The organism is Schlesneria sp. (assembly GCF_036405755.1).
Classification (GTDB): Bacteria; Planctomycetota; Planctomycetia; order Planctomycetales; family Planctomycetaceae; genus Schlesneria; species Schlesneria sphaerica.
The window spans coordinates 1-7,640 of record NZ_DASWWZ010000177.1; the positions used below are offsets into that span (position 1 = coordinate 1).

Consider the following 7,640-nt stretch of genomic DNA (forward strand, 5'->3'; position numbering starts at 1 on the left):
CGGCCCCCCCACAGTTTCCCGTCCCCTTTCCAGATCGCGCAACTCCTGCCGGATATCCCCCCCATTGACATTGCTTTGTGTAACAGGGTGAAGTTCGAACAAAACGCCCGGCCCTGGAATCGTCTCGGCAGCAACCGTCCCCTCGGGATCTGCGCCCAACTCGTCTTCCTTGGCGTCTTCGGGATTGACGGGTCCGCCAGCACCGGCGCTAGTCGGAGCGATTCGTACCGCATTCCGTAACGAAGACTTTGTGCCGGAAATCCATCCCAGGTCACTTCCTGAATTCAAACGAGTCTCCATCACGAAGATCGTATTCGAACTCCCGTCGCGAATTTGCTCATAGCGAATGGAGCTATTCAAAAACAGGACGCCGTTCTGGTTGACATCGATGGGTGTCTCAAAATCGTTATGAACACCGCAGTAGCTGGTCAGCGCCGTTGTCGCCCCCCCGCCGGTGCCAGGATCCGAAGGGCAGATAAAAGTGCTGATCCGCTGCTGCCGTACGGGAACATTGGCCGGGTCATAAACCGATTTGGTGAAGTCGATGTGACCATAGACATTCTGCTGCTCGATGTACGGAAGAATCTGAGTCATCCAACTCATGTGATACCCCCCATTCTCCTTCGACATGATCGGCCCCGAGTCATTCTGTGTTCCGGGAGGGAGAACATCATGAGCCATCATGTAGTTCGTCAAGGCGAGACCGATCTGCATCATGTTGTTCTTACACTGCGTCCGCCGAGCCGCTTCCCGGGCCTGCTGGACTGCCGGCAGGAGAAGCGCGATGAGTACCGCGATGATGGCGATCACCACCAGCAGTTCGATGAGTGTAAAGCCTCGGACCCGCGCTGTCCGAGCCTGGGGTCTCCGCAGAAGAGGGGGCCTCGACGCCTGGGACGAAGTGACATGCTTGTGGCCTGAATGTGCAGCTTTCTGGTGCAGGTGTATGCCGTTCATCGTGTTGATTTCCTGATGAGAGATGACAATCGCGGACGAAATATCGCTAATGAATCAAGGAATGTTTCGCTTTCTGACGATGCGGACTCGATCGGGGTGATCGACGGGGTAATCTGCCGTGGCCGTCACGGCACGCAGTCCGGACTCCTGGGAATCGGCTGCCACAGTGATTTTCACTTTTGCGGTTCGTCCAGGAGCAAGTTGCTCTTCTCCGAGGACCCACTCGTCCCCCAACCATTCCGGATTGCTCTGCAACTTCCAGAGAGCCCGTTGATAGCCCGCATCGGCCAGAAGGCTCGCCTGAATCCGGTATTCCTCCCGTTTCAGTTGTCGATGAGATAACGCCGCCGTTCGTAACAGCGCGGCGATGATGAGTGACGAAACGAGCAGCGCCATCAAGGCGATCAACATGGCAGCGCCGCGACGGGCCCGCCCCCCTGGCGGCGTACTCTGACGTGAAGGCCTTCGCATCATTCGTGTTCCTCCTTCACTGACGCGTCGGCGTCGGAATCCCCTGACCGCGCAGGTGGATCATCGCCCGTCGTCGCTGCCTCATCAGAAGCTCGCTGCCCGCTCAAATCCTGAGCTGGAGATGGCTTCGAGAGATAGGCCTCGATATTCAGTTGACGCAGTGGAGCGTACTCGTGGCGTTTCCCCAGCGGACTCGCAGCGGGGCGCCGTATCGCAAGCACTCGCCGCTGCGCCTCATCACCCTCGCCAGACACAAAAGTGATCTCACAGTCGGGCAGTACGAAATCGTCTCGGGCGACAACGGCACCTTGATCCCGCGTGAGCCGTGTTACCCCTTGATCCGTCACGACGTACCGGACCGATACGCCTGCATCCCGGCCCATCGATCGAGGCTGAAGTGTCAGTTCCGTCTCTTCCACAACGATCCCTTCGGTTGCCTGATGAATGTCATCCCGAAACAGGATCGCCAGTCGAGATATGGTTCGCTCTGTGACAAACCCCTGCAAGACCGCTTTGTCCATTCTCAGCAGAAGATTGAAGGTGACCCCCATGATCCCGAACAGCGTCGTCAACATGCTGATCACAACAACCATCTCAATGAGCGTATATCCACATCGCCGGCTGTGCTTCGCTGTTGATCGTCCAAACCGGGACTGTCTCTTTCGAACAGGGCAGCGCTGCGTCGATAAAAGGGGGGGACTTAAGTCTCCGCGGCTTCCCCGAGGCTCACGGGATGTGTAACGGTACTCACCTGACTCTACCCGTGTGTCATGCACCATCACCGCACCTCGTCGATCTGGTAACGCCAGGTAGAGAGTTTTAACGGTTGGACATATTCCCCGGTCTTGTTCTTCCAGCGAACTGACGCAACGATCTGACGTGCCTGAGCTTCTCCAGCCACCTCATGAACTAAAACTTGTTGCTCCAGTCCCGGCAGGATGAGACGAAGTTCTTCTTCAGCATCCTGTAGCGCTACTGCGCCTGGTGTGAGCTTTGACCATTCCTGCTGAGTGGTTCGTTCGAGCAAGTTCGCCGCATGTTGCAGGGCGAATTGGCGTTGTTCCGTCGACCGACGCTCGTGTGCGACCACCTGCAGCATCGGTATGGTGGTCGTAAACACCAATACCATCAAGAGGCAAGTCCCGGCCATTTCGGTCAAGGTGAATCCCTTGCGCTCAGACACGGGAATACACCATCGACTCGGTGGGCCGCTTTGGAAACAGGAAGTTGTGTGTGTCTTTTGAAACATTCCAAACGGACTTTCATGACGCGGGAACTGTGCCAAGCCGCTTCGACTAGCTCAGATCATTGAGAAGCTTGATCAAAGGAAGGAAGATGCAGATCACGACCATCGCTACGCTCAACGCGACAGCCAGCAGGACAATGGGCCGTAATATTTCGGTCAATGCTGCCAGGCGAAACGCCGTACGCTGTTCCATCTGACTCGCCACCATGTCCATGGCCCAGGAAAGATTCCCCGAGTTCTCGGCGGTTTCGAGAACAACAGCTTCTGAGTAGGTGACGATTCCTGCCCTCTGCAGGGTCTGCCACTGGGGAGCTCCCTCCTGGAGGGTATCGATTGCCCACGCCAGTCTCTGACGAAGTCGCAGCGGTCCCGGATGCTTGGCAATGGAGTGCAAGGCTTTATCGAGGGGGGTTCCCTGATTCACGCACAGGGCGGCCGCGCGTAAGACATCGGGGCTATGCCATCTGATAAACCAATGCCCGAGAAGTGATTGGAGGACAACTCGCCAACCGTAATACTGTCCCACACAGGACAAGATGAGAATTCCAAGTGGAACATAAAACAAAGGCGCCAGATACAGATACCAGTAATCGCTGACCGTACGCGAGATCTGGATGAGCAGCACGGTCGGCGTCGGAAGTTCTGTTCCAAAATCCGCGAAAATTCTCCCGAACTTTGGAATGACCTGGTACATCAGGAAGGCCACAATCAGACAGGTAATCGGCACAATCAGAGAGGGATAAATCATGGCACTGGCGATATTCCCTGCTTCGTCCTCATCGTCAGTCAATTCTTTTGTGACTCGCACAGCGGTCGCACGCAACGTGTCGTGCAAGGTCGCCGAAGTCACTCCACAGTGAATCTGCAATGCGGCCGACCGTGGCAACAGACCTTGGGGAACGGCCAGTTCCGTAAGTGGAATTCCTTCGCGCAGCCGATTCGTCAGATCCATCAGAATTCGATGGCGACGTCCGTCGGTCCCCTTGGCATAAGCCTCGATCTCGTCGGCGAGGGGGCGGCCAGACCGCACGGCAAGAGCCAGCAACCACAGAAACTCAACCTGATTGGCTCGCGCCCTTGCACTCGCCACACGGAGGTCAGTCGTGATCAGCGACACGCAAACGACCAGGCCAATCAGCAGACCGAAGAAACCAATTGCGTACCCAGCGAAGGTGAGGAAGACCAGACCGCCGATGGCGATCGCCATCAAAACATAACTCAACTGGTTCAGCATGCTGCGGCGGGCCGCACTGGCGCGGCCCTCGGGCTGAACGGCTGAGATGACGCGTACGACGATACTGGCGAACAGCAAAGCAAATGGCCCGCTTATCAGCCCTATTTGTGTGCCGTCCATCGTTGCCTCCAGCTAAGCGAGAGCATTCAAGAGTTTGATCAAGGGGATAAAGATGGCGGCGACGGTCATTCCTGCAAGTCCCAGCACCGACAGCACCACGACGGGCTCAAAGATGGAATTCAGCGTGCGGCAAGCTACCCTGCACCTCACGGCAAATAAATCGGACAGGCTATGGAGCGCATCAACAACGGTGCGCTGCGAGCCCACATGCCGAAAGACCTGGCTCAATGCATTGGGAAGTCCTGCCGCCAGAGCTGCGTCGTCTGGTGAGACGCCGCCTTCAATATCGACTGCGACCAGCCGCGCTCGTCTGGAGACCCACTCGTCATTATTGGCATCCGCCGCGTGGCGAAGTGCACTCGAGAATGGCAGGTTCGCTTCGACCAGAATTCCCATGACCCGGCAAAACTCTGACAGTGCTGCAAGCCTGAAGACGCTCCCCAGCAGCGGAATCGAAGTCAGCCAGTTTCTTGAAAACCAGCGTCTCCCCGTTGCCGAAATCACAGCGAGACCAAATAAGATCAATGGAACCGCGCTAGCGACCAGAACCCAGCCTGCTCTCCTCATGAATTTGGAGAAGTTCAGTAGAGCAACGGTCAAGCCGGGCAACTCAATACCAAAGTCACCAAAGATTCCCTCAAACGCGGGAATGACCGATAAGAGAATGAACGCACTCACACAGCAGGCAAAACAGATCAGGAATGCGGGGTACGCCAGCGAAGCCCAGATCTCTTGCCGTAGCCACATTGCCTGCTGTGATTGATCAACACTGTATTGCATCACAGCGTCCAGCCGGCCCGACTTCATTCCCGCTTCGACCAGAGCCGTCATTGTGCGTGGCAAGCGCCCGGTCGAGTGCCGCATCGCGTCCGCCAGGGGGACTCCCCTTTCCAGTTGCTCGCTCAAATCGACCAGTGCGCGTCGCGTTGACCGCGATCGCGTCTGTTCCGCCAAAGCACGCAGTCCAGACTCAAGGGGCAGGCCCGCATGAATCGTGTGATTCACATGAGCGGCCACGGGAAGTGATTCCAGTCGCCCCTGCGGATTGGGGAGAGTGCCGTGATTCGCCATGGGAGTACTCAACGTAAAAGTCCCCACAAGACCGATCACGAGCTGGCCGTCTGTCAGCGTGATCGGTCGTACTGATAAGCCGGAACGCGTGAGTCACAGTTTTGTCGCGGGGGGTCCTTAGGATCCGCTGCAAGCATTCATGGAATGGACCATGTTGTCTCGACCTCGAACGGGAACACAGGCTTCCGCCGATGCTGATAGGGAAGCTGCGTCATGTCGGCCATCGTAACCCCGCGCGTATTGACACGCAGAACACTGGGACAGACGGGACGGTAAGCAGCCAGTGGGGCATTCACCCCTTTCGCCACGATGATCTGGAACTGATCGGGTTGCAGGCCGAAAGCCGTCAGTTGCTTGAGACTGAACGGAAGCGTCCGCTTGGTTGTGACCATGATTGTCAGGCCGCGATCGGTCTTGAGGATTGCAGTGCGACCCTGGTCGAATTCGGTGAATCCGCCATGCCGTACCTCCGACTCCTTGAACCGACCGTCGGTCAGTTGCTCGACGCGAAACGTCCCTACGAGCGGAGCACCGTGCAGGTCATCTGTCCTGCCACCAATTGTGAACGTCGCCGTGTTTCCCACCCCCGTCGCTTCCGCTGCGCGGACAGCGTCAGCATCGTCGATACAGACAAACGCAGGGCCAACTCCTGTGCGATAAAGTTCCCAAGCAATCCATGTTCCGTCGCCTGGCGATCCCCCCCCCACATTGTCACCCATGTCCAGCATGCAAACGGGTCCGGGAAGTTTCACGGCCTGAGCAACAGCCTCTTCGACGGTCAGGAATGTTCCGGCCAACCCGTGCCGCTGATTCCACATTTCCTGTCCGAGTTCATTGGCCACTTGCTGAGCCAATTCAGGCTGACCGTCTGCAATGACCAATGCAGACGAGCCCATTTCTGAGACGTCAGCATAGGGGAAACCGAACATCAGGCTGGCCCCCAGCACACCGGGACGATGTCTCGCTTCATCGAAGCGGGCACACAACTCCAGACAGGGGGATTCCGAAGTACATTGCCGTTCGATGTTGATGGCCATGGGTGGATAGCAGGCCGCCTGGACCGGGCGAATCTCTCCTTTTAATGTCCGCACCATGAGGATCGCGGCTTCGAGCCCGCGTTGTTCCTGGTCGACGTGCGGGTTCGTGCGATAGGCAACGAGCGCATTCGTCGCAGCGACCATTTCCGGAGAAAGATTCCCGTGTGGATCAAGTGTTCCGATGATAGGAAGATCAGGCCCCACGGCTTGGCGAACCCGGGTCAGCCATTCACCGTCGGCATCAGGATAGTCTTTGGAAACCGTTGCACCGTGCGGTGCAACCAGCAACCCGTCTAAAGGCCCGGCCTTGCGGAGTTCACTGAGCATCACATCCAGCAAATGGTTGAACGCTTCTGGTTCAATCGTCCCGAAGGGAAGGGCTCGCGCTGCGAACAACGGTACGGCTTCGATTCCTGCCGCTGCAAGTCCATCAAAAAATCCACGAACTTCGTGGTGAGCCGTTGCAAACGCCTGACGGACGTCTTCGCCTACAAGCAGCAATTCCTGACGGAAATGATCCAATGTCGTCGCCCCAGGCAGGAACGTATTCGACTCTTGAATCAAAGCAAGAATTCCAACTCGCGGCATGATGTTTACTCTCCCCGTCTCAGGTTGTTGGCCAAGGTGTCAGGACGTTTTCACATGAGCGACAAGTACCATGATAAACTAAAGACAGCATGCCTGAAACTGTCCTTACAAGAATCTGACGAAAATTCCTGAAAGTCGGAGCGTCGCTGCCGGGTGTAGTGGCCGTGCCGACGCTGAAACAAACAGCTCGCCCCATTCATTGGACGACTGCCGAATGCGCGAGGGTGCAGTAAAGTCGTGAGACTACGGACTCGACAATACCGTGAAACATGGTGGGGGACATGCTACAGTCGCGCTGCGAAAGTTTCGTCGAACCGACAGGTCCCCCAAGGAAGAGCCCCATTGGCCATTACAGACTTCGACCTACCTGAAGCGACTTCCCGGGTGACAACCTCTGGCCTCGTGTTGCGATGGATGCAATCCCTGGTCACGAGTTTGTTGCTGCTGGCTCTTGGGGCAGGTTGCTCTCAGGCACCTGCGGTCGCTACACAGCCCGCTGCGAACGGATCGAATGCACCGGCAGAAAATGGCGCCCAGACGGCCACATCCTCGGTTTTTGTCCCCCGTGACCAGATCACTCAGATCTCTGTCATCAATGCGCTCATGCTTGGGCACTACGATGGCATCACCACATTTGAGGAATTGCTGCGGTATGGTGACTTCGGAGTCGGAACACTCAACCAACTCGACGGCGAGTTAATCATTCTGGATGGGCAGGGCTATCAGGTCCATGGCGACGGTACGATCGATCGCGTAGCCCCGTCCGCGAAAACGCCATTTGCCGTCGTCACTCCATTTGATCGAGCGGAGCAGCAAAAGCTCCCGCAGATCGAGAGTCTGGAGTGGCTCGATGACCATCTGGACGAAGCGATCGGCCATCCGAATAAATTCATCGCCGTTCGCATTCACGCCAACT

Annotated in this window: 8 protein-coding genes; 1 reads left to right on the plus strand and 7 read right to left on the minus strand. The window is 56.9% G+C overall.

Annotation, left to right across the window (positions count from 1 at the left end; genetic code table 11):
- The 7 genes from VGE80_RS05855 to VGE80_RS05885 all read right to left on the minus strand — a co-directional run.
- Positions 1-957, minus strand: a 957-nt coding sequence (locus VGE80_RS05855; protein ID WP_440591998.1) for a DUF1559 family PulG-like putative transporter, incomplete at its 3' end; no start/stop codon positions are given.
- Positions 958-1,011: 54 nt separating this feature from the next.
- Positions 1,012-1,431, minus strand: coding sequence for a type IV pilus modification PilV family protein (locus VGE80_RS05860; RefSeq protein ID WP_440591999.1), 420 nt, complete (start codon positions 1,429-1,431; stop codon positions 1,012-1,014).
- Positions 1,428-2,021 (minus strand): hypothetical protein, encoded by a 594-nt coding sequence (locus VGE80_RS05865; protein ID WP_440592000.1) that lies wholly within the window; start codon positions 2,019-2,021, stop codon positions 1,428-1,430. Before VGE80_RS05865 ends, VGE80_RS05860 begins: the two co-directional genes overlap by 4 nt.
- A gap of 185 nt (positions 2,022-2,206) precedes the next feature.
- On the minus strand, positions 2,207-2,611 hold the full coding sequence (locus VGE80_RS05870; protein ID WP_440592001.1) for a hypothetical protein: 405 nt from the start codon (positions 2,609-2,611) through the stop codon (positions 2,207-2,209).
- A 112-nt stretch (positions 2,612-2,723) separates the two neighbouring features.
- Positions 2,724-4,028 (minus strand): type II secretion system F family protein, encoded by a 1,305-nt coding sequence (locus VGE80_RS05875; RefSeq protein ID WP_373652246.1) that lies wholly within the window; start codon positions 4,026-4,028, stop codon positions 2,724-2,726.
- Positions 4,029-4,040: 12 nt separating this feature from the next.
- Positions 4,041-5,099, minus strand: a complete 1,059-nt coding sequence (locus VGE80_RS05880; RefSeq protein ID WP_440592002.1) for a type II secretion system F family protein — start codon at positions 5,097-5,099, stop codon at positions 4,041-4,043.
- Between the two features lie 137 nt (positions 5,100-5,236).
- On the minus strand, positions 5,237-6,724 hold the full coding sequence (locus VGE80_RS05885) for a M81 family metallopeptidase (RefSeq protein WP_440592003.1): 1,488 nt from the start codon (positions 6,722-6,724) through the stop codon (positions 5,237-5,239).
- Between the two features lie 342 nt (positions 6,725-7,066).
- Here VGE80_RS05885 and VGE80_RS05890 point away from each other — a divergent pair.
- Positions 7,067-7,640 (plus strand): acetolactate decarboxylase (locus VGE80_RS05890; RefSeq protein ID WP_440592004.1); only part of this gene is annotated, 574 nt, incomplete at its 3' end.